Origin of the sequence: uncultured Thermus sp. (assembly GCF_938010445.1) — a bacterium.
Taxonomy (GTDB): domain Bacteria; phylum Deinococcota; class Deinococci; order Deinococcales; family Thermaceae; genus Thermus; species Thermus altitudinis.
Map to the genome: position 1 here is coordinate 1 of NZ_CALLUR010000182.1, position 21,646 is coordinate 21,646.

Genomic DNA, 21,646 nt, shown 5'->3' on the forward strand with positions numbered 1-21,646 from the left:
AGGTAAAGGCGGTTCAGGGAAAGCAGGCCCGCCGACCGGGGAAGAAGCCCCAGGTTCTCCAGGCCCACCGCCAGCTGGTAGCCCAAAAGGGCGAAGAACAGGTAAAGGAGAAGGGGGAAACTCATCCCAAATACCGCTCCACCGCTTCCTTGAGGGCCTTGGTGTTGCCTGGGTGCAGGATGCGGGAAAACCCCGCCCGTTCCCCTTCCCTAAGCCGCCGTTCCAGTCCCATCACGCTCCGCACCTCGCCCAGAAGGCCCACCTCCCCCACCACCGCCAGGTCCGGGGGCAGGGCCTTGCCCACCACCGCAGAATACACCGCCAGGGCCACCGCCAGGTCCAGACCGGGGTCCAGCACCCTTAAGCCCCCGGCCAGGTTCACGTAGACGTCCAGGGCCCCGAGGGGCAGGCCAAGCCGCCTTTCCAGAACCGCCAGCACCATGTCCACCCGCCTGGGGTCCAACCCCTGGACCACCCGCCTGGGGGCGGGGAAGGGGGTTTTGGCGGCCAGGGCCTGGACCTCGAGGGCCAAGGCCCTTTCCCCGGCCAGGGCCAGGGCCACGGCGCTTCCCGGAACCCCCAAGGGCCTTTCCCACAGGAAGGCCTCGGAGGGGTTGGGCACCTCCTTGAGGCCCTCCTCCTCCATGCGGAAAACCCCCAGTTCCCCCACCGGGCCAAAACGGTTCTTGGCGCTCCTTAGGACCCGGTAAACCCCGGCGGTTTCCAGGTACAGGGTGGCGTCCACCGCATGCTCCATGCTCTTGGGCCCCGCCACCACCCCCTCCTTGGTCACGTGGCCCACCAAAACGGTGGTGATGCCTTCCTCCTTGGCCAGGCGCACGAAGGCGTGGGTGGCCTCCCGCACCGCCACCAGGCTACCCGGACTTCCCCCGGCCTCAATGGTCTGGATGGAATCCACAAAGAGCACCTCGGGGGGCTCTCTCTCCAAAAGGGTTACCAGGGGCTCCAGGCGGGTTTCCTTGAGGAGAAGCAGCTCCTTTACCCCCAGCCTTCTGGCCCGCAGCTTGATCTGGGCGGGGGATTCCTCCCCCGCCAGGTAGTACACCCGCCTTTCCAGGCGCTTGGCCAGTTCCAGGAGGAGGGTGCTCTTGCCCACCCCCGGTTCGCCCCCCAGGAGGACCACCTCCCCCGGCACGAACCCTCCCCCCAGGACCCGGTCCACCTCGGCAAGCCCTGAGGAAAAGCGGCTTTCCTGGGCCTCGTCCACCTGGGAAAGGGCCACCGGGCTGGGGGTTGCCGGTTCGGCCCGCTGGCCTTTTGGGGAAGGGGAGGCGGTCCCTTCGCGGAAGCTTTCCCAGGAACCGCAGGCCGGGCACCGCCCCAAGGGCTTTGGGGTACGGTAACCGCATTCCACGCAGGTGTAGGAGGTCTTGGCCATGGGTTTAGGCCTCGAGGAACCCAAGAAAAGGCCGCCCCCTCGGAAGAAGGAGGCTGGGCCCAAGGGTTCCCGGGGGCATCTAGACCAAAAGCTCCTCGCCCTCCACCTCGTGGAAGGCCAGGTGGCCGTCCTCCACGTTCACGTAGAGGTGGCCGGTGGGCTTTTTGAGGAGGGCCAGGGAAAGGGGGTCCTCAATGCGTTCGCGGATGATGCCCCGGATGGCCCGGGCGCTTCCCGTCTTGGGGGCCTGTTCCACCACGAAGCGGGCCACCTCGGGGGCGAAGCGCACGGCGATGTCCCGGGACTGGAGCTCTTTTTGGATCTCTTCCAGCATCATCCGGGCCACCTGCACCAGCTCCTCCTCCGTGAGGGGGCGGAAGCGGATCACCTCGTCCAGCCGGTCCAGGAACTCCGGGGTGAAGAGGGCCTTGAGGGGGGACTCGGTGTCCACCTCCTTGCTGGTGAAGCCGATGGCCGGGCCCACGTTGTAGCCGGTGTTGGAGGTCATGATGAGGATCACCCGGCGGAAGTCCACGGTGCGCCCCATGCCGTCGGTGAGGCGGCCTTCGTCCAGCACCTGCAAGAAGGTGTTGTACACATCGGGGTGGGCCTTTTCAATCTCGTCCAGGAGGACCACGCTGAAGGGTTGGCGGCGCACCGCCTCCGTGAGCCGACCCCCCTGCTCGTAGCCCACGTAGCCGGGAGGGGCCCCGATCAGTTTGGAGATGGAATGGGGCTCCTGGAACTCGGACATGTCAAAGCGGATGAGGGCCCGCTCGGAACCGAAGAGCACCTCCGCCAGGGCCTTGGCCAGCTGGGTCTTGCCCACGCCGCTTTGCCCCACGAAGAGGAAGCTGGCGGCCACCCGGGTGCGGCCTCCCAGGCCCACCCGGGCCCTCCTCAGGGCGCTGGCCAGGGCGCGGATGGCCTCCTCCTGGCCCACCACCCGCTTCCTTAGCTCCTCCTCGAGGTGCATGAGCTTCTGGTCGTCCTTGTCGTCCACGTAGACCCCGCCCCAGGAGTCCACCACCGCCTCAATGTCCTCCCGGGTCACCATGGGGGTGCCGTCCTCCTCCTCGGCCACGGGCAGGCCCAAGGAGGCATTGAGCCGCACCCGGCTTGCCGCCTCGTCAATCAGGTCAATGGCCTTATCGGGGAAGTTGCGCCCCGGGAGGGAGCGGATGCCGATCTTCACGGAAAGCTCCAGGACCTCATCGGGGATGATGACCCCGTGGTGGGCCTCGTACCGGGGACGCAGGCCCTTGAGGATCTCCAGGGTCTCCTCTGGGGAGGGTTCCAGGACGATCACCGGCTGGAAGCGCCTCTCTAGGGCGGCGTCCTTCTCTATGTAGCGGTGGTACTCCCCGGTGGTGGTGGCCCCGATCACCTGGATCTCGCCGCGGGCCAAGGCGGGCTTCAGGATGTTGGCGGCATCCAAGGTGCCCTCGGCTCCCCCGGCCCCGATCAGGGTGTGGAGCTCGTCTATGAAGGCGATGACCTTGGCGTTTTTGAGCTCCTCTATGATCTGGCGCAGGCGCTCCTCAAACTCGCCCCGGTACTTGGTGCCCGCCACCACCCCCGCCAGGTCCAGGGCCACCACCCGGGCCCCCTTGAGGATGGGGGGCACCCGGCCCTCCACGATGGCCTGGGCCAGCCCCTCCACGATGGCCGTCTTGCCCACCCCCGGGTCCCCTATGAGGACGGGGTTATTCTTGGTGCGCCGGGCCAGGATCTGGATCACCCGGTTGATCTCCTCCTGCCGGCCGATGACAGGGTCCAGCTTGCCCTCCCGGGCCTCCTTGGTGAGGTCGCGGCCGTACTCGTCCAGGAAGGGGGTGTTCACCGGCTTCTCCCGCTCCCGGCCCTCGGCCATGGAGAGGATGCGCCAGCGGATGGCGTCCACGTCCTTGGCGAAGTGGGAGAGGATGCGGTAGGCGATCCCGTCGCCCTCACGGATGATGCCCAGGAGGATGTGCTCGGTGCCGATCACCGAGGCCCCCATGTTGCGGGCCTCGGCGCTGGCCAGCTCCATGACCCGCCTAGCCCTGGGCGTAATGGCAGGGGGTTCCCCGGTGCGGCTCCCCTCGCCGCGGCCCACCAGCTCCTCCACCATGCGGCGCATGGCCTCGAGGCTCGCCCCGTACTCCTGGAGGATGCGGGCCGCCGTACCCCCCTCGCGCATCAGGCCCAGGAGGAGGTGCTCTGGGCCGATCATGGAGTGGCCTAAGCGGCTCCCCTCCTCCCTTGCGTAGTGGAAAACCAGCCTGGCGCGATCGTCGTACCTGTTCATGCTCCCCTCGTCACCTATTCTAGCGTAAGCCGGGCGTGGGCAGGGGTTTGCGCCCAGGCTCACCATGGGCCCCGGTGGTGCCCTGGCACCCCCTTCCGGTAAGATGCCCTGTAACCGGGGGCTTGGCCCCCCTTGGGGAGGAACGATGCCGGCAACAAGCCTTGACGAACTGGTGGCGCTTTGTAAGCGGCGTGGGTTTATCTTCCAAGGCTCGGAGATCTACGGGGGCCTCCAGGGCACCTACGACTACGGCCCTTTGGGAGTGGAGCTCAAGAACAACCTGAAGCAGGCCTGGTGGCGGCGGAACGTCTACGAGCGGGACGACATGGAGGGCCTGGACGCCAGCATCCTCACCCACCGCCTGGTCCTCCACTACTCGGGGCACGAGGCCACCTTCGCCGATCCCATGGTGGACAACCGCATCAGCAAGAAGCGCTACCGCCTGGACCACCTTCTCAAGGACCAGCCCGAGGAGGTGCTCAGGAGGCTTTCCCGGGCCATGGAGGTGGAGGAGGGTAACCTCCACGCCCTGGTCCAGGCCATGATGCAAGCCCCCGAGCGGGCCGGGGGGGCCATGACCGCGGCTGGGGTCTTGGACCCCGCCACCGCTGAGCCGGGGGACTGGACCCCGCCCCGGTACTTCAACATGATGTTCAAGACCCACGTGGGCCCGGTGGAGGATGAGGCCTCCTTGGCCTACCTGCGCCCGGAGACCGCCCAGGGCATTTTCATCAACTTCAAAAACGTCCTGGACAGCACCAGCCGCAAGCTCCCCTTTGGCATCGCCCAGATCGGCAAGGCCTTCCGCAACGAGATCACCCCCAGGAACTTCATCTTCCGGGTGCGGGAGTTTGAGCAGATGGAGATCGAGTACTTCGTCCGCCCAGGGGAGGACGAGTACTGGCACCGCTACTGGGTGGAGGAAAGGCTTAAGTGGTGGCAGGAGATGGGCCTAAGCCGGGAGAACCTGGTGCCCTACGAGCAACCTCCCGAGGAGCTGGCCCACTACGCCAAGGCCACGGTGGACATCCTCTACCGCTTCCCCCATGGCCTCGAGGAGCTGGAGGGCATCGCCAACCGCACGGATTTTGACCTGGGAAGCCATACCCGGGAGCAGGAGGAGCTTTCCATCACCGCCCGGGTGCTGAAAAACGAACACTCCACCGCCCGCCTGGCCTACCGGGACCCCGAAAGCGGCAAGTGGTTCGTGCCCTACGTGATTGAGCCCTCCGCCGGGGTGGACCGGGGGGTTTTGGCCCTCTTGGCGGAGGCCTTCACCCGGGAGGAGCTTCCCAGTGGGGAAGAGCGCATCGTGCTGAAACTTAAGCCCCAGCTTGCCCCCATCAAGGCGGCGGTGATCCCCCTGGCCAAGAACCGGCCCGAGATCACCGGCTACGCCAAGGCCCTGAAGGCCCGCTTGCAGGCCCTGGGCCTCGGGCGCATCCTCTACGAGGACACCGGCAACATCGGCAAGGCCTACCGCCGCCACGACGAGGTGGGCACCCCCTTCGCCATCACCGTGGACTACGACACCATCGGCCAGAGCAAGGACGGGACCACCAAGCTCAAGGACACGGTCACGGTGCGGGACCGGGACACCATGGAGCAAATAAGGCTTCACGTGGACGAGCTGGAGGGGTTTTTGCGGGAGAAGCTGAAGTGGTAGGCGGGTGGGGCGGCAGGGATGGAGTCTTGGGCTATCCTGGGGGTACATGGTGGCCTTGGCGGATCCTCCCCAGGCAGGCCCGGGCCCTTTGGGGCCCGGGGGAGGAGGTCCTGCCAGGAGGCCTGGCCTGGGGCCAAGGTGTTTCCCTAAGGGGGTAGGGTATGGAGGACGGGAAAGCCATGAGGGTTAAGGAGGACCGGAGATGAGGGTGGCCGTGGTGGGGGCCACGGGGGCCGTGGGGCAGGAGATCCTGAAGGTCCTCGAGGCCCGAAACTTCCCCTTGGATGAACTTCGCCTTTACGCCTCCCCCCGCTCCGCCGGCAAAACCCTGGTGTTCAGGGGGGAGGCCATCCCGGTGGAGCCCCTTCCCCAGGGGCCTTTGCCCGTGGACCTGGTCTTGGCCAGCGCCGGGGGTTCCCTTTCCAAGGCCCTGGCCCCCCTGTGGGCCCAAGGTGGGGCCTTGGTGATCGATAACTCCAGCGCCTGGCGCTACGAGCCCCAGGTGCCCCTGGTGGTGCCGGAGGTGAACCGGGAAAAGATTTTCCAGCACCAGGGCATCATCGCCAACCCCAACTGCACCACCGCCATCCTGGCCATGGCCCTTTGGCCCTTGCACCGGGCCTTCAGGGCCAAGCGGGTGATTGTGGCCACCTATCAGGCGGCCAGCGGGGCCGGGGCCAAGGGGATGGAGGAGCTTTTGCGGGAAACCCACCGCTACCTTCACGGGGAAACCCCGGTGGCCGAGGTCTTCGCCCATCCCTTGCCCTTTAACGTGATCCCCCACATAGATGCTTTCCAGGAAAACGGCTACACCCGGGAGGAGATGAAGGTGGTCTGGGAAACCCACAAGATCTTTGGGGACGATTCCCTAAGGATCAGCGCCACCGCGGTGCGGGTGCCCACCCTTAGGGCCCATGCCGAGGCGGTGAGCGTGGAGTTTGCCGGGCCCGTCTCCCCGGAGGCCGCCCGGGAGGTCCTGGCCCAGGCTCCCGGGGTGGAGGTGGTGGACGAGCCCCTTGCCAAGCGCTACCCCATGCCCCTCACCGCCAGCGGCAAGTGGGATGTGGAGGTGGGCCGAATCCGCAAAAGCCTGGCCTTTGACCACGGCCTGGACTTCTTCGTGGTGGGGGACCAGCTCCTGAAGGGGGCGGCCCTGAACGCGGTGCAGATTGCGGAGGAGTGGCTCAAGGGGCCTTAGTCCCCTTATTGCCGTTTTATTGCCGTTCCCCCTAACCTTTAGACACGAGTTCAGAGACCTCCAAGGATTGGCCCTCTGAAGAACCCCAAGACCCCATTTACGAGTGGCCGGAGCACCCGGTGACTCACTTGAGCCTCCTTCTTGAGTAGGACAAAGAGGCTGGAGGGGAAAGGCTACAGGCTCCCCAACCCCCTCTCCACCAAAAACCCAAGGGCCTGTGTCGGCAAAACCATCGCCACCATCTTCGTCCATGTTCTCCTGCTTTTTTTCGGTGAGGATCTTCTCCCAGCCCTTTCCACTACTCCCCGCCACGTAGACCCGCACCTTCCCTTTGTAGTACAGTCCCCAATAGCCCTTCCGCTCCCGTGGCCCTATCGCCAGCCACCTCTCCTCCCCTCCTCCCCATGAAGACCGGCCGCCGGGAAGCCTTGGGGCGGATCCCAACATGCACCCTGGCCCCCTGAAGGGTTTCCAGAAGCTCCCCATGGCCAGGCTCCTGGTCCATTACCCATGGCCTATCCCGCGCCCACGCCCGGCGGGGCACCAAGCCCCAGGAACCCCCAGGGGGGTTGACCGTATGAGAGGAATGGGTCCCACAGGAAAAGGGAACCGCCTAGCCCCGGTAAGGGGTCGCTAACACCAAGGGCCGAAACCCCCGCGCCTTGCAGTCCCCAAGCCTGTGCACGGTTTGTAGCCCCTGGGGCCTCGGAATCTCCGTGGCGTCCACCAGGACAAAAGGGGGCTTCTTGGCGCTAAGCCGCTACAGGGATCTCCGCGGGTCTCCCGGAGCCAGAAACCTCTGGACGGCCTTGTAGCCCGCCTAAGGGTTCCCAGACATCCCAAGCCACATCCGAGAGCCGAACCCCCGGGTTGACAGATCCGGGGAGTTGCCTTTAAAATGGCATCCAAATCGTTTTGGAGTATACCCATGCGCCTTAAGGAGCTTGCCGCCCATCTCGGTCTTTCTGTGACCACGGTTTCCCGGGCTCTGGCGGGGTACGCTGACGTGGCCCCCGATACCCGAAAGCGGGTCCTTGAAACGGCCGTGGCCTTGGGCTACCGTCCCCATCCCCTGGCCCGGCGCTTGCGCAAGGGCCGCACTGAGGCGGTAGGCATAGTGATCCCGGCCCCCAAAGGGCAGTTCGCCGATCCCTTTTTCCTAGAACTTCTTACGGGGATCGGAGAAGCCTTGGGTGATGTAGGGTTGGACCTTCTGGTGACTGCCTGCCCTCCAGGTCCAGAGGAGCTGGCCTGTTACCGCCACCTGGTGGAAGGGCGGCGGGTGGACGCCTTGGTGGTGGCCCGCACTCGGGTGCGGGATGAAAGAATCCTTTACCTCCTGGAGAAGGATTTTCCCTTTGTAGCCCACGGCAGGAGCCAAGGGGTAACGAGTCCCTTTCCCTTTTTGGACATGGACGGCACCCTGGGCTTCTATCGCGCTACGGTTCACCTCCTGGAGCTGGGCCACCGGCGGACCGCCTTCATTGGCGCTCCTCACGAGCTGAACTTTGCCTGGCACCGGTTGGAAGGCTACCTCTGGGCCATGCGGGAAGTCGGGCTGGAGCCCCCAGGTGCGTACTTACAGCAGGGGGATCTTACCGAGGAGGGCGGAATGCTGGCCGCAGAGGCCCTGTTGAGCCTGCCCGAGCCCCCTACCGCCATTCTGGCGGCCACGGACCGCATGGCCTGGGGGGTCCTACACGCCCTCAGGAAACGTGGCCTAAGGCCAGGCCAGGAAGTTTCCGTCATAGGCTACGACGACTTGCCCTTCAGCCGTTATACTGATCCGCCCCTTTCCACCTTGCGGCAGCCCTTCAGGGAGGAAGGCCGTCGGTTGGTGGAACTTCTCCTTGCTCGCCTCAACGGGAGGCCAGTGGAGGAGCTTCAGGAGGTCTGGATACCGGAGTTGGTCCTGAGGGGCACGGATGGTCCTGCTCCTGTGTGACCCCAAGCCGGGCGGGGAAAGATCCGGCGGAAGGAGGTTTAGCAGCATGCGCTGGATGGTTTTGGGTTTCGTTCTGGCGGGGTTGGCCTTGGGCCAGGGAAGCGTGGTCTTCCTCTCCACACAGCTTAGACCTCTGGAAGAGGCTCAGAAGATGCGCCAGGTAATCCTTAAGGACTTCCCTGGCCGGGTTGAGTTCCTTCCGGAGGACACAGGCCCTTTTACTGACCGGGTTTTGGCCGAGTTCAAAGCGGGCCGGGTTAGCGTAAGCCTTCTGGGCGGGCTACACGGCGACTTCCCTCCCTTCTTGGCGGCAGGCGCCCTGGATACCTTGGACGATTTTCTGCCCCGTTTAGCCGACCGCCGTTTCCCCCAGACCTTCCTGGGCTTGGCTAAGCTGGGGACGGGGAACACCTACTATATCCCTTGGATGCAGGCTACCTACATCATGGTGGCTCACCGGGAGGCGCTTCGTTACTTGCCCCCTAGGGCGGATCTGAACGCCCTTACCTATTCCCAGCTCAAGGAATGGGCGGCCAACATGCAACAGGCTACGGGAAGGAGGCTTTTGGGCTTCCCGGCAGGGCCTAGAGGGTTAATCCACCGCTTCTTCCAGGGATACCTCTATCCCTCTTATACGGCCAGCGCGGTGGTGAAATACCGGAGCCAGGAGGCCGAGGCCATGTGGCGGGAGTTCCGGGAACTTTGGCGCCACGTCAACCCCCAGTCCACCACCTATGACTTCATGCAGGAATCACTTTTGGCAGGTGAGGTTCTGGTAGCCTGGGACCACACGGCCAGGCTTCTGGATGCGTTAAGGCAACGCCCTCAGGACTTTGTGGCCTTTCCTGCTCCTATTGGCCCCAGGGGGAGGGGCTTCATGCCGGTCCTAGCAGGGCTTGCGGTGCCCAAAGGGGCTCCTAACCGTGCGGGGGCTTTGGAGCTTATAGAGTACCTGACCCGGCCTACAGTACAGCTAACCACCCTTCGGGAAGTGGGCTTCTTCCCCGTAGTGGAGGTGCGCCTGCCTACAGACCTTCCCCAGGGCATCCGCATGGCTGCGGAGGCCATCGCCCGCCAAGCAGGAGGAAGTGCCGCATTGCCGAGCCTCCTGCCGGTAGGTTTGGGGACCAAGGGCGGAGAGTTCAACAAGGTATATGTGGACACCTTCGCCCGCATCGTCTTGAGAGGCGAGGACATCCGCCGGGTTCTGGACCAGGAGGCGGCTAACCTCCGGAGGATCATGCAGGAAACCGGAGCTCCTTGCTGGGCCCCTGATCCCCCGAGCCGGGGGGCCTGCCCGGTGGAGTAGGCTATGCGGCGGGAGGCCCTTACCCCCTACTTCCTAGTTCTTCCCGCAACCCTTTTCTTGCTCTTCCTGTTCCTGGCTCCTTTGGTGGAGGTGGTGCTCCTCTCCTTGCGGGGAGGGGAGGGGTGGGGCCTCCAGGCCTACCGGCGGATGGGCGGGGACCTGTACTTTAAGGATGCCCTGAGGAATACCCTTCTCCTCACCGGTGTCGTCGTTCCTCTCCAGGTGGCCCTAGCCTTGATCATGGCCCTTTTGGTGCAGGGGCTTAGGCGGGGGCGGGACCTCTTCCTCTACTTCTGGATCCTTCCCTTAGGCATTTCCGACTTGGCAGCAGGAATTGTGTGGCTGGCGATCTTCACCGAGCGGGGTTATCTGAACACCTTTCTTCAGACCCTGGGGCTTTTGGATATGCCCAGGCTCTGGCTCAGTTACGAAACCCCTCTCTTTCTCTTTCTGGCAGTGGTGGTGGCCGAGTTATGGCGGGCCACGGCCTTGGTGTTCGTGATCCTGGTGGCGGGGGTGCAGCTTATACCCAAGGAGTACGGGGAGGCGGCAGAGGTCTTCGGTGCCACCCCTTGGCAGCGCTTCTTACGGGTTACCCTACCCCTTCTCAAGCCCAGCCTCCAGGCTGCCCTCATCCTCAGGACCATCCTGGCTTTTGAGGTCTTCGCCGTGGTCCTGGCGTTGGGAGGGCGGAATCTTCCCGTGCTGGCGGGGGAGGCCTACTACTGGTACACGGCCTACCAGAACCCCCAGGTGGCGGCGGCTTATGCGGTACTTATCCTCGCTATTTCCGTTCTCGCCACCTTGGCTTATTTGCGCCTTCTCCGCGTGCGGCCGGAGGTGGGGGCTTGAAGCGGGTTACCCTAGTTTACTATAGCCTGGCGCTCCTCTTGGTCCTTTGGGTGGTGTTTCCCATTTACCTCCTAGCTTCTTTGGCTTTCTCTGAGCGCCAGGCTGTTTTCGCCTATCCTAAACCCCTATACCCATCGCCCCTTTCCCTGGAGGTTCTAAGGGCTTTTCTAGAGGTGCCTGGGGTGGAAAAGGCTCTTGGAAACAGCCTGCTGGTGGCGGCCCTCACCATGCTTTTCGCTCTTCTTCTGGGCGCTCCTGCGGGTTATGCCTTAGCCCGGTACCGCTTTTGGGGGGCCGACCTCTTCCGAGTCTTGGTCCTAATGACCCGGGCTTTTCCCTTGGCTATTCTGGCCATTCCTCTGGCGGTGCGCTTCATCCAGTTGGGCCTTTACGACACCCCTTTGGGAGTAGCCTTGGTGCACACCGCTTTGGCCCTGCCCTTTGCGGTCCTGGTCACCTTTAGCCTCTTTGTGTCTGTTCCCAGGGAACTGGAGGAGGCCGCCTGGACCCTGGGTTGCACCAAGGTACAAGCCTTTTACAAGGTGGTCCTTCCCCTGGCCCTCCCCGGGCTTGCGGCCACGGGGATCTTCGCCTTTATCATCTCTTGGAACGAGGTCTTTGCCGCCACCCTCCTTACCTTAAGGGAGAGGACTTTAACCGCGTTGCTTCTGTCCTTGCTTCACGATTCTCCCTTGCCTTTCCGCTTTGCTGGAGGGTTTATCCTGGTGGTTCCGGCTTTGCTCTTCATCTTCGCCGTGAGGCGCTATTTGTTTTCCCTTTTCGGCATCACCAGCCGCTAGGAGGTGGGCAGTGGCTCGGGTTTGGGTAGAGGGCGTGGAGAAAAGTTTCGGGCGCACCCGGGTGCTGAGGGGGGTAAGCCTCGAGGTCCGGGACCAGGAGTTCCTGGTGCTCCTAGGGCCTTCAGGGTGTGGCAAGACCACCCTTTTGCGCATCGTGGCCGGTTTGGAGTGGCCGGACAGGGGCCGGGTCTTCCTGGGGGAAAGGGAGGTTACCCACCTTCCCCCAAGGGCCCGGGGTCTGGCCATGGTTTTCCAAAACTATGCGGTTTTTCCCCACCTCACTGTGTTCGAAAACATCGCCTTTGGCCTCAGGATGCGCCGCCTGCCGGAAAAGGAGGTCCGGGAGAAGGTGGGGCGGGCGGCGGAGCTTCTGCGTATAGGCGAGCTGCTTTCCCGGTACCCGGCTCAACTTTCCGGCGGCCAGAGGCAACGGGTGGCGGTGGCTCGGGCCTTGGCGGTGGAGCCCGAGGTGCTTCTCATGGATGAACCCCTCTCCAACCTGGATGCCCTTCTGCGCTTGGAACTCAGGGCTGAACTTAAGCGGCTTCTAAAGGAGGCAGGGATCACCACCCTATACGTAACCCACGATCAGGTGGAGGCCATGGGCATGGCGGACCGGATCGCGGTGATGCGGGATGGGGAAATCGTCCAGTGCGATTCGCCTCTCGAGGTGTACCGTAACCCTCGGGATACCTTTGTGGGGGGTTTTCTTGGGAACCCTCCCATGAACTTCCTGCGCTTAAAGGTGGAGGATGCCTCTGCCCTTCTGGGTAGACCTCTTGCCCGTGAGGTTCTGGTGGGGCTAAGACCTGAGGACCTGGAGGTGCATGGGGTGGAGGTACCGGGGGCTTTTCCCGGACGGGTGCTGGTGGTGGAGCCTCTGGGCCCCCATCAGCTGGTCACCCTGGAGGCCTGGGGCCAAGCCCTGAAGGCTACCGTACCCTCCTCCCTTTCTTTAAGGCCAGGCGAGGAGGTGTGGCTCAAGGCCTTCCCCGAAGGGGTGCGCCTCTTCGATCCAGAAACGGGTCAGGCCTGTCCGGAGGTGGAGCGTGCTCCGTGACCGGGTTCAGGAGGCTGTGGATGTTTTGCGGGCCAACGACCGGGGTGGGTACACGGTGCCTACCCAGGGGCTCTACCCCTTCCAGTGGCTTTGGGATAGCGGCTTTGTAGCCCTAGGATGGGCGGTTTTAGAGGAGAAGCGGGCCTTTGATGAACTGGAAACCCTATTCCGCGGGCAATGGGAAAACGGTTTCCTCCCCCATATTGTCTTCCACCGGGATGACCCCGGCTACTTCCCGGGGCCCGAGGTTTGGGGAACCGGGCGGGAGCCCCGTTCCTCAGGCATCACCCAGCCCCCCTTTCTGGCCCCAGTGGTCCTCCACCTGGTGCGCGCATCAGGAGAAAAAGGCCTGGCCTGGGCTCGGAAGCTTTACCCCCGTCTTCTGGCCCTCCACCGCTTTCTCCACCTCCACCGGGATTCCGAGGGCACGGGCCTGGTGGCGGTTCTGCACCCCTGGGAGACGGGGATGGACAATAGCCCCGCCTGGGATCTGCCCCTAAAGCGGGTACCCCGCCATCCCCTTCCCTCCGAGGCCCGGCGGGACACAAAGCATGTGCCCCCGGAGGAGCGCCCCCAGCTGAAGGATTACGAACGCTACCTTTACTTGGTTTCCCTCTTCCGGCGCTTAGGCTACGATCCCGGTTTCTGCTACCGGGAAAGCCCCTTCCGGGTGGTGGACGTGGGTTTCAATGCCCTCTTGCTGTTTGCCGATGAAGCCTTGGCGGAGCTGGCCCAACTTTTGGGCGAGAACCCCTCGGAGCCTCGAGGCTGGTGGCAGAAGGGCCTGTCGGCCTTGGAGGCCCTCTGGGAGGAGGAGGCCGGGCTTTACCGTTCCTTGGATCTCTGCAGTGGCAGGCGGATTCCCCGGGATACCTCGGCGGGTTTTCTCCCCCTTCTGCTCCCCCTTCCCCGTCCCCGAGTGGAGCGCCTGATGGCCACTTTTCGCGCCTGGATGGGGGAGGCCAGGTACCTTTTCCCCAGCGTACTTCCCTCAGCCCCCTACTTTGAGGCCAAGCGCTACTGGCGGGGCCCGGTCTGGGCTCCCGTCAACTGGCTTCTGGCCTGGGGGCTGGTCCGCCACGGTTTTCCCAAAGAGGCGGCCCGCTTGCGGGAGGACTTTTTGGCCTTGGTAGAGAGGTCCGGTTTCCGCGAGTACTACCACCCCCTTACAGGAGAGGGCTTGGGGGGACAGGGGTTTTCGTGGACGGCGGCCCTCTATTTGGCTTGGGCCCGTGGCCAGAGTAGTCCGCCTGTGGGTCCGAGTGCTTAAACCCTAGGGCTTGTGCAACCAGAACCAAAACTCCCGGTTGCCCTCCTTGCCGGGCAAGGGGCTTTCCTCCTCTCCCAGCACGTGGAAGCCCAGCTCCCGGGCCCTTTCCCGCACCCGGGCCAAGGCCTTTTGCCGCAAACCCTCCTCCCGCACCACCCCCTTGTGCACCCCGGGGCCCAGTTCAAACTGGGGCTTCACCAGGATGAGGGCCTCCCCTCCCGGCCTTAGGATTTCCTTCACCTTTGGCAGGAGGAGGGTGGAGGAGATGAAGGAGACGTCCATCACCACCAGGTCCACGGGCTCCGGCAGGGTTAGGGTGCGGGCGTCCTGCTCCTCGAGGCCCACCACCCTGGGGTCTTCCCGGAGGCGGGGGTGCAGCTGGCCCTTGCCCACGTCCACCGCGTAGACCCGCCGGGCTCCTCTTTCCAGGAGGACCTGGGTAAACCCCCCGGTGCTGGCCCCGATGTCGGCGGCCACCCGGTCCCTCACCTCTATGGGGAAGGCCTCCAGGGCTCCAAGGAGCTTGTAGGCGCCCCGGCTCACGTACCGCTCGGGGGCCAGGACCTCCACCTGGGCCCCTTCGGCCACCTGGTGGGCGGGTTTGGTCACCACCACCCCTTCCACCCGCACCTGGCCGGAGCGGATGAGCCTTTGGGCCTTTTCCCGGGTTTCCGCCAGGCCCCGTTCCACCAGGTAGCGGTCCAGCCTCACGAGGGGTATTATGCCTCCGGGGATGGAGCTATCCGGCACCTGGTACGTCCTGGAAGGGGAACCGGGGGAGCACCTGGTGCTGGAGGCTTTGGGAAAGCGGCTTTCCGGCATCTGGACCTCCGAGGCCCTGGCCCAGGCCTTCTTGGAGCGGCACCCGCACCTGGGCATGCGGGTGAGCCCTTTGGCCAGCCGGGCCCTGAAGGAAGCCTTCCTAAGGGCCTTGGGGATGCTGGGGGTGGAGGGGGTGCTGGTGGACTATGAGCCCGGGGCCCACCGGGCCAGGATGGCCGGGTTGGCAACCCTATGGCAGGAGGTGGAGCATGCGTAAGGTATGGGCGGTTTTGGCGGTGGCCTTGGCCCTGGGCCTGGCCCAGCGGGCCGAGGTGAGCGTGGGTAGCCCCTTTGGGGTGCAGGGGGGTTTGCGTTTCCCCCTGGTGCCCCTTCTCCTGGACGGGAGGGTGTACGGAGGGGTGGGCCTGGAGGCCCTGGGGGGTGGGGTGGACCTCCTCCTGAAGGTGCCCCTCACCGACCTTTACCTGGGCCTAGGGGGGTTCTACGGCACAGGCCCGGCCCTCACCCTGCCCCAGGACGCCCGGGGCCAGGGGGGCTTGAGGGGGGTTTTGGGCACCTGGCTCAACCTGCCCTTGCCCCTCGTTGGGGTGTATGTGGAGGTGCACCCCACCCTTTTCCTGGCGCCAAACACGGGCTTCGGGATCGGGGGAGCGGTGGGGGTGAGCGTGGGGCTCTAGGCCCCTCTACTGAGGCCGGTAGCCCTCCTTGAGGGGCACGATGCGGTTCATCACCAGCCTTCCGGGCCTGGAGTCCCCGGGGTCCTGCCAGAAGTAGCCCAGGCGTTCCAGCTGGTAGCGGGTTTCCGGGGGGTCCTGGGCCACGCTGGGCTCAACGAAGCCCTTCTTGACCTCCAGGGCCAAGGGGTTCAGGTTCTTGAGGAAATCCCCTCCTTCCTCCGGGTCTTGGGTGAGGAAAAGCCGGTTGTAAAGCCGGTACTCCACGGGCAGGGCGTGCCGGGCGGAAACCCAGTGGATGACCCCCTTGGGCTTGATGCCGTCTTCGGGGTTGGCCCCCAGGGTGCCGGGGACCATGCGGGCCTTGAGGAGCTTCACCTCGCCTCCCTCCTCCACCACGTCCTCCAGCTCAATGACGTACGCGTGCCTTAGGCGCACCCGTTGCCCCGGGGCCAAGCGCTTCCAGCCCTTGGGGGGGTTGAGGCTGAAGTCGGAGCGCTCAATGTAGAGTTCCTGGGAAAAGGGCAGGGGCCTGGCCCCCTCCTTGCCGATGTCCCGGGGCCAGTAGGGGGCTTCTAGCCACTCCTCCCCCTGGTAGTTGGTGAGGACCACCCTTAAGGGTTCCAAAACCCCCAAGACCCTGGGGGCGATGGGGTTCAGGTCGTCCCGCACCACCTCCTCAAAGAGCTCCATCTCTATGCGGGCCTCGTGGCGGGAGATCCCCGTGCGCCGCACGAACTCCCTTATGGCCTCGGGCCGCACCCCCCGGCGCCTCAGGGCCCTGAGGGTGGGAAGCCGGGGGTCGTCCCAGCCCGAAACGTAGCCCCCCTCCACCAGCCTGATGAGCTTCCGCTTGGAAAGCACCGTGTAGGTGAGGTCCAGGCGGGCGAACTCGTACTGGTAGGGCCTGGGGGCGAGGGGTAGGCCGCACTTCCCCTTGAGGTTTTCGATCACCCAGTCGTAGACGGCCCGGTTGTTCTCAAACTCCAGGGTGCAAAGGGAGTGGGTCACCCCCTCAATGAAGTCCTCGAGGGGATGGGCATAGTCGTACATGGGGTAGATGACCCAGCGGTTCCCTGCGTGGTAGTGGGGGGCGTGGACGATGCGGTAAAGCACGGGGTCCCGGAGTTTGAAGTTGGGGTGGTCGGGCTGGATCTTGGCCCTTAGCACCCGGCTACCCGTGGGGAACTCCCCTTGGCGCATCCTTTCAAAAAGCTCCAGGTTTTCCTCCACGCTGCGGTCCCGGTAGGGACTGGGCTTTCCCTGGGCCCTAAGCTCGCTCATCTCCTCTTCCGAAAGGTCGTCCACGTAGGCCTTGCCCTCCTGGATGAGGACCAAGGCGCACCGGTACATGGTTTCAAAGTAGTCGGAGGCGTAGAGGACCCTGTCCGGAGTGAAGCCCAGCCAGCGCACATCCTCCTCAATGGCCCGGGCGTACTCCTCCTTTTCCGTTTCCGGATTGGTGTCGTCGTAGCGCAGGTTGCACTCCCCGCCATAGTCCAGGGCCAGGCCGAAGTTCAGCACGATGCTCCGGGCATGGCCGATGTGGAGGTAGCCGTTGGGCTCGGGGGGAAAACGGGTGAGCAGCCTGGGGTAGTGGCCTTCCCGCAGGTCCCTTTCCACGATCTCGGTGATAAAGCAGGGGGGAACGAGGCCCATAAGGGGAGTATAGCCTTTGCCGGGTGCCTAACCCCTCCTCCCTGCCCCAGTCGGGCCCCTTCAGAACCTGGGGGGGCGCTTCTCAAAGAAGGCGCGGATGCCCTCCTTCAGGTCCCCGGTTTCCCGGATCCAGGCGTTGGCCAGGGCCGCCAGGCGGAAGCCGTCCTCGAGGCCCATTCCCGGCAAGGCCAGGAGAAGCTCCTTGGTGAGGCGCAAGGAGGTGGGGGCGTTTTGGGCAAGCTCTTGGGCCAGGTTTAGGGCCTCCTCCAGGGCCTTGCCCGGTTTGGCGATGCGGTTCGCCAGGCCCAGGGCCCTGGCCTCCTCCGCCCCCACCATCCGGCCCGTGAGGAGGAGGTCCTTGGCCACCTTCTCCCCCACGGCCCGCACCAGGATCACCGAGACCAAAGCGGCCACAAACCCGATTTTCACCTCGGTGTAGCCCAGTTTGGCCTCCTGGTCCATGACCACAAGGTCGCAGGCGGTGGCCAACCCGGCCCCACCCGCTACCGCCGGGCCGTTCACCGCCGCCACCGTGGGCTTGGGGAAGGTGTAGAGGCGGTGGAAGAGGCGCATGAGGGAGAGGGAGTGGCGGTAGTTCTCCTCGGCGCCAAGCTCCGTCACCTTCTCCAGAAAGGCCAGGTCGGCCCCGGCGCTGAAGGCGCTTCCCCGGCCGGAAAGGACCAGGACCCGGACGGTGGGGTCGTTTTCCGCCTCCTCGAGGGCCTGCAAAAGGCCTTCCACCATCCCCGGGGAAAGGGGGTTGCGGCGCTCGGGGTCGTTGAGAAAGACCTGGAAGATGGGGCCTCGCTCCACCTGGACCATGCCCCCATTGTAGTGGCGGTGGTTTTCCTGCTACACTCCCCTTAGCCCGCAAGCCGAAGGAAAAGCCTCGCGGGCTAGGAGGTGGTGTAGATAAAGGAGTACTTGGTTAACGAACGTATCCGTGCACGGCAGGTGCGGGTGATCGGAGCCGATGGGCAGCAGTTGGGCATCATGGACACCCGGGAGGCCTTGCGCCTGGCCCAGGAGCAGGACCTGGACCTGGTGCTGGTGGGTCCCACCGCCGACCCTCCCGTGGCCCGCATCATGGACTACTCCAAGTGGCGCTACGAGCAGCAGGTGGCGGAGAAGGAGGCCCGGAAAAAGGCCAAGCGCACCGAGGTCAAGTCCATCAAGTTCCGGGTCAAGATCGACGACCACGATTATCAGACCAAGCTGAACCATATCAAGCGTTTCCTGGCCGAAGGCCACAAGGTCAAGGTCACCATCATGTTCCGCGGGCGGGAGATGAGCCATCCCGAACTGGGCGAAAGGCTTCTGGAACGGGTGGCCGAGGACCTAAAGGGCCTGGCGGTGGTGGAGATGAAGCCCGAGCTCCTAGGCCGGGACATGAACATGCTCCTGGCCCCAGCCAAGGTCTCCGCCTAGAAGCCCCCTGTCTGGACCTTTTCGCCCGCCTCTGGTATAGTGTGAGGGCTTTGGGGAGCCTGCAAGTCCCCGGTACGGGGCGCTTCCCAAAGGGGAGGAAAGCATGCCGAAGATGAAGACCCACAAGGGCGCCAAGAAGCGGGTGAAGGTGACCGCTTCGGGCAAGGTGGTGGCCATGAAGACCGGTAAGCGGCACCTCAACTGGCACAAGTCGGGCAAGACCATCCGCCAGAAGGGGCGGAAGTTCACCCTGGCCCAGGCCGAGGCGGAGCGGATCAAGCTCCTGTTGCCCTACGAGTAGGAGGTAGAGGATGCCGCGCGCCAAGACCGGTGTGGTTCGCCGCAGGAAGCACAAGAAGATCCTCAAGCTGGCCAAGGGGTATTGGGGCCTCCGTTCCAAGAGCGTGCGCAAGGCCCGGGAAACCCTCTTTGCCGCAGGCAACTATGCCTATGCCCACCGTAAGCGCAAGAAGCGGGACTTCCGCAAGCTCTGGATCGTGCGCATCAACGCGGCCTGCCGCCAGCATGGCCTAAACTACTCCAGCTTTATCCACGGCCTGAAGAAGGCGGGGGTGGAGCTGGACCGCAAGGTTCTGGCCGATTTGGCGGTGCGGGAGCCCCAGGCCTTCGCCGAGCTGGTGGCCAAGGCCAAGGCGGCCCGCGCCTAGCCCCTTGCTTCCCGTGGCCCGCCGTCCGGATCCCCTCCAGGTCTGGCGGCGGGCCGCCTTTTTCGCGTAGCCTATGCCGCCTGAGCTTTACGTGGTCCTGGTGGCCGCCTTGCCGGTGGTGGAGCTTCGGGGGGCTATTCCCCTGGGGGTGGCCTTGGGGCTTTCCCCGGGAGAAGCCTTTTTCCTGGCCCTCCTGGGCAATCTCCTGGTGGCCCCGGTGGCCCTTCTCCTCCTGCCTTGGGCGGTGGATCTCGTAACCCGCCTGCCCCTTCCGGCCCGGGTGTGGGCGGCCCTCGAGGCCCGGGTGCGCCTGAAGGGGGAGGAGCAGGTGCAGCGCCTGGGAGCCTTGGGCCTTTTCCTCTTCGTGGCGGTACCCTTGCCGGGAACCGGGGCCTGGAGTGGGGCCGTGCTGGCGGTGGTCTTGGGCCTTAAGCGGCGCTACGCCCTTCTGGCCATCTCCTTAGGGGTACTGGCCGCGGGGCTCATCGTCCTCCTCCTCACCGGTGGGGCCGTGGCCGGGCTAAACTACCTGCGATGATGCTCCTTCTCGTGCCCCTGGCCTATGCGGTGGGCGCTTTGCCCCTAGGCCACTGGCTGGCCCGGCGGCGGGGGGTGGACCTGCGCACGGCAAGCCCCTACACCCTGGGGCTGGAAACCGCCGTAAGGCGGCTTGGGCTGGGCTTCGTCCTTTGGACCTTCCTTCTGGACTTTGCCAAGGGCTACCTGCCCCTGGCCTTCGGGAGGGCCTTGGGGCTTGGCCTCGAGGGCCTTCTAACCCTAGGGCTGGCCGTCTACCTGGGCCACCTTTACCCCCTTTTCTTCCGCGACCCCTGGCCCCTTCGGGCCAAGGGGGCGGGGGTGCTCCTGGGGGTCTTGGCGGGGCTTCCCCTGGAGCCCGCCTGGGGCATGGTTCCCGTGGCCTTAGGCCTGGCCCTCTATGCCCTCACGGGCTACGCCTCCTTGGGGGCTTTGGGGATTCCCCTGGGGCTTTTGGGGGTGGCCTTTTGGGCGGGATTTGGCCCTTGGGCTAAGGCTCTTTCCGGCCTCCTTTTCCTCCTAGCCCTTTGGCGCTACAAGGAGAACCTGGGCCGTATCCTGGAGGGAACCGAGCCCAGGCTGGGTAGCCCCTTGCCCCTGCCTTCGCAAAGGCAAGTGGTCTGCGCCTTCCTCATCCACCCCCTCACGGTGGAGGATTTTTGGCAAAGCCCCCGTTTCCGCTGGGCCCGGCCCCTGGTGCGCCTGGGGCTCCTAAAGCAGGCCTGGATTGAGCGCCTGGCGGAGCTTTTCCGGCCCATGAAGGTGGGGGAGGTCCGGGGGGTAAGGACCGCGGACGGGAGGGAGGTCCTTTGCCACCTCATCTCCGCTCCCCTTTTGCCCCACCAGATCAAGGCCCGGCCGGAACTGGCGGTGAAGCGGGCCATCCAAGGGGCCAGGCTGGCCAAGGAGCTTGGGGCCACGGTGGTGGGCCTGGGGGCCTTCTGGAGCGTGGTGGGGGATAAGGGGAGGGAGGTGCAGGAGGCGGTCCCGGATATAGAGGTGACCAACGGCGGGGCCTACACCGCCGGCACCGTGAAGGCCGCCATCCCCAATATCCTGGCCCACTTCGCCCAAAGCGGAAGGAACCTAAAGGAGACCACGGCGGCGGTGGTGGGGGCCAACGGGGTGGTGGCCTTCGGCATCGCCCGGCAGATCGCTCCCCTGGTGGGGCGGCTCATCCTGGTGGGCAGGGACAGGGAAAGGCTGGAGAAGGCGGCGGAAAGCCTGCGCAAGAACCTGGAGCGCAAAGGGCAGGCCCCCGAGATGGAGGTGACCACCCAGGTGGCGGCCATAAGGGAAGCGGACCTGGTCTTCACCGCCACCAGCGACCCCAATCCCGTCATCTATCCCGAGCACGTGAAGCCGGGGGCTTGGATCTACGACGAGGGGGTGCCCCCCGACGTGCACCCCTCGGTGAGGGAGGTGCCGGGGGTACGGGTCATCCCCGGGGGGGTGGTGCGGCTTCCGGGGCGGGCCCGGGCCACCTTGGACCTGCACTTCGGTGCCCCCGACCAGGTGCCCGCCTGCTTGGCGGAGACCATGATCCTGGCGGCGGAGGAGGCCTTTGACCGGAAAAGCCTCGGGGGAGAGGTGAAGGCGGAGAACATCCAGTTCTTCGTGGAGCGGGCGGAGGCCTTGGGGTTCAAGGTGGTGGAGTGATGTGGCTTCTCCTTTCCCCCACGGCCCTCGAGGCCTCCTTTCTCCGGGGAGAGCCCTTCACCTTTTTGGGAAGAAGGGGGCTAAAAGGGGAAGGGTTTGTCCACCTGGAAACCGGCATCGGCAAGGTGAACACCGCCCTGACCCTGGCCTCCTGGGCCAGCCGTAACCCCGTGGAGAAGGCCCTGCTCTTTGGCATCGCGGGGGCCTATCCGGGCTCGGGGCTTCTCCCTGGGGATCTGGTCCTGGTGGGGGAGGAGGTGGAGGCGGACCTGGGCACCCGGGAGGGCTTGGAACCCCTGGGGTTTCCCGCCCTGGAGGTGGGGGAGGAGGCCTACTACAACCGTTTTCCCCTGGATAGAGGGCTTACGGAGGGCCTGGCCCGGGCCCTGGGCCTGGAGGTGGTGGTGGGCCTCACCCAGGACCGGGTTTCCGAAAGCCTGGTGGAGGCG

General features: G+C 65.1%; 21 protein-coding genes. 16 read left to right on the forward strand and 5 right to left on the reverse strand.

The genetic code is table 11. The annotated features are described in order from the left end of the window. Positions 1–121 precede the first annotated feature (121 nt). A complete protein-coding gene (radA, locus tag Q0693_RS10520; protein WP_298631651.1) occupies positions 122–1,399 on the reverse strand; it encodes a DNA repair protein RadA in 1,278 nt (425 codons plus the stop codon). A gap of 79 nt (positions 1,400–1,478) precedes the next feature. Then, the gene (locus tag Q0693_RS10525; protein WP_243029346.1) at positions 1,479–3,689 is read right to left on the reverse strand and encodes an ATP-dependent Clp protease ATP-binding subunit; all 2,211 of its coding nucleotides are present in this window, start codon (positions 3,687–3,689) and stop codon (positions 1,479–1,481) included. 145 nt (positions 3,690–3,834) lie between these two features. On the opposite strand from Q0693_RS10525, the gene Q0693_RS10530 reads away from it, so the two are divergent. The 8 genes from Q0693_RS10530 (at position 3,835) to Q0693_RS10565 (ending at position 13,789) form a co-directional block, all read left to right on the forward strand. Next, entirely contained in the window at positions 3,835–5,355 is a 1,521-nt protein-coding gene (locus Q0693_RS10530) for a glycine--tRNA ligase (RefSeq protein ID WP_298631657.1), read from the forward strand. A 202-nt stretch (positions 5,356–5,557) separates the two neighbouring features. After that, the gene (locus Q0693_RS10535; RefSeq protein ID WP_298631659.1) at positions 5,558–6,553 is read left to right on the forward strand and encodes an aspartate-semialdehyde dehydrogenase; all 996 of its coding nucleotides are present in this window, start codon (positions 5,558–5,560) and stop codon (positions 6,551–6,553) included. Positions 6,554–7,481: 928 nt separating this feature from the next. Then, positions 7,482–8,498, forward strand: coding sequence for a substrate-binding domain-containing protein (locus Q0693_RS10540; RefSeq protein ID WP_298631662.1), 1,017 nt, complete (start codon positions 7,482–7,484; stop codon positions 8,496–8,498). Between the two features lie 46 nt (positions 8,499–8,544). Then, positions 8,545–9,807: an extracellular solute-binding protein gene (locus Q0693_RS10545; RefSeq protein ID WP_298631664.1), complete on the forward strand. Its 1,263-nt coding sequence runs from the start codon at positions 8,545–8,547 to the stop codon at positions 9,805–9,807. 3 nt (positions 9,808–9,810) lie between these two features. Beyond that, positions 9,811–10,659, forward strand: coding sequence for a sugar ABC transporter permease (locus tag Q0693_RS10550; RefSeq protein ID WP_298631667.1), 849 nt, complete (start codon positions 9,811–9,813; stop codon positions 10,657–10,659). Further along, complete coding sequence (locus tag Q0693_RS10555; protein ID WP_298631670.1) at positions 10,656–11,459, forward strand: carbohydrate ABC transporter permease; 804 nt, start codon at positions 10,656–10,658, stop codon at positions 11,457–11,459. The genes Q0693_RS10550 and Q0693_RS10555 overlap by 4 nt, the downstream gene beginning before the upstream one ends. A gap of 10 nt (positions 11,460–11,469) precedes the next feature. Next, on the forward strand, positions 11,470–12,519 hold the full coding sequence (locus Q0693_RS10560) for an ABC transporter ATP-binding protein (RefSeq protein WP_298631673.1): 1,050 nt from the start codon (positions 11,470–11,472) through the stop codon (positions 12,517–12,519). Then, positions 12,509–13,789 (forward strand): trehalase family glycosidase, encoded by a 1,281-nt coding sequence (locus Q0693_RS10565; RefSeq protein WP_298631676.1) that lies wholly within the window; start codon positions 12,509–12,511, stop codon positions 13,787–13,789. Before Q0693_RS10560 ends, Q0693_RS10565 begins: the two co-directional genes overlap by 11 nt. 3 nt (positions 13,790–13,792) lie before the next feature. On the opposite strand, the gene Q0693_RS10570 is transcribed toward Q0693_RS10565, so the two are convergent. Continuing rightward, positions 13,793–14,500, reverse strand: a complete 708-nt coding sequence (locus Q0693_RS10570) for a TlyA family RNA methyltransferase (protein WP_298631679.1) — start codon at positions 14,498–14,500, stop codon at positions 13,793–13,795. Positions 14,501–14,510: 10 nt separating this feature from the next. Between Q0693_RS10570 and Q0693_RS10575 the strand changes: the two genes are divergently transcribed. Both Q0693_RS10575 and Q0693_RS10580 read left to right on the forward strand, forming a co-directional pair. Beyond that, entirely contained in the window at positions 14,511–14,828 is a 318-nt protein-coding gene (locus Q0693_RS10575; protein WP_243029351.1) for a DUF3234 domain-containing protein, read from the forward strand. Continuing rightward, entirely contained in the window at positions 14,821–15,249 is a 429-nt protein-coding gene (locus Q0693_RS10580) for a hypothetical protein (RefSeq protein ID WP_298631683.1), read from the forward strand. Before Q0693_RS10575 ends, Q0693_RS10580 begins: the two co-directional genes overlap by 8 nt. 6 nt (positions 15,250–15,255) lie before the next feature. Here the strand turns inward: Q0693_RS10580 and Q0693_RS10585 are convergent, their stop codons facing one another. Together Q0693_RS10585 and Q0693_RS10590 are read right to left on the reverse strand one after the other, a co-directional pair. After that, complete coding sequence (locus Q0693_RS10585) at positions 15,256–16,905, reverse strand: glutamine--tRNA ligase/YqeY domain fusion protein (protein ID WP_298631686.1); 1,650 nt, start codon at positions 16,903–16,905, stop codon at positions 15,256–15,258. 60 nt (positions 16,906–16,965) lie between these two features. Further along, positions 16,966–17,727, reverse strand: a complete 762-nt coding sequence (locus Q0693_RS10590) for an enoyl-CoA hydratase/isomerase family protein (RefSeq protein WP_298631689.1) — start codon at positions 17,725–17,727, stop codon at positions 16,966–16,968. A gap of 90 nt (positions 17,728–17,817) precedes the next feature. Between Q0693_RS10590 and infC the strand changes: the two genes are divergently transcribed. The 6 genes from infC to Q0693_RS10620 form a co-directional block, all read left to right on the forward strand. Continuing rightward, on the forward strand, positions 17,818–18,333 hold the full coding sequence (gene infC, locus Q0693_RS10595; RefSeq protein WP_081454909.1) for a translation initiation factor IF-3: 516 nt from the start codon (positions 17,818–17,820) through the stop codon (positions 18,331–18,333). A gap of 103 nt (positions 18,334–18,436) precedes the next feature. Then, positions 18,437–18,634, forward strand: a complete 198-nt coding sequence (rpmI, locus tag Q0693_RS10600) for a 50S ribosomal protein L35 (protein ID WP_243029355.1) — start codon at positions 18,437–18,439, stop codon at positions 18,632–18,634. 10 nt (positions 18,635–18,644) lie between these two features. Further along, positions 18,645–19,001 (forward strand): 50S ribosomal protein L20, encoded by a 357-nt coding sequence (rplT, locus tag Q0693_RS10605; protein WP_054392050.1) that lies wholly within the window; start codon positions 18,645–18,647, stop codon positions 18,999–19,001. Positions 19,002–19,074: 73 nt separating this feature from the next. Beyond that, complete coding sequence (locus Q0693_RS10610) at positions 19,075–19,539, forward strand: small multi-drug export protein (RefSeq protein WP_243029356.1); 465 nt, start codon at positions 19,075–19,077, stop codon at positions 19,537–19,539. Beyond that, positions 19,536–21,197 (forward strand): glycerol-3-phosphate acyltransferase, encoded by a 1,662-nt coding sequence (locus tag Q0693_RS10615; RefSeq protein WP_298631699.1) that lies wholly within the window; start codon positions 19,536–19,538, stop codon positions 21,195–21,197. Before Q0693_RS10610 ends, Q0693_RS10615 begins: the two co-directional genes overlap by 4 nt. Then, positions 21,197–21,646 (forward strand): futalosine hydrolase (locus Q0693_RS10620; protein WP_298631702.1); only part of this gene is annotated, 450 nt, incomplete at its 3' end. The genes Q0693_RS10615 and Q0693_RS10620, both read left to right, overlap by 1 nt.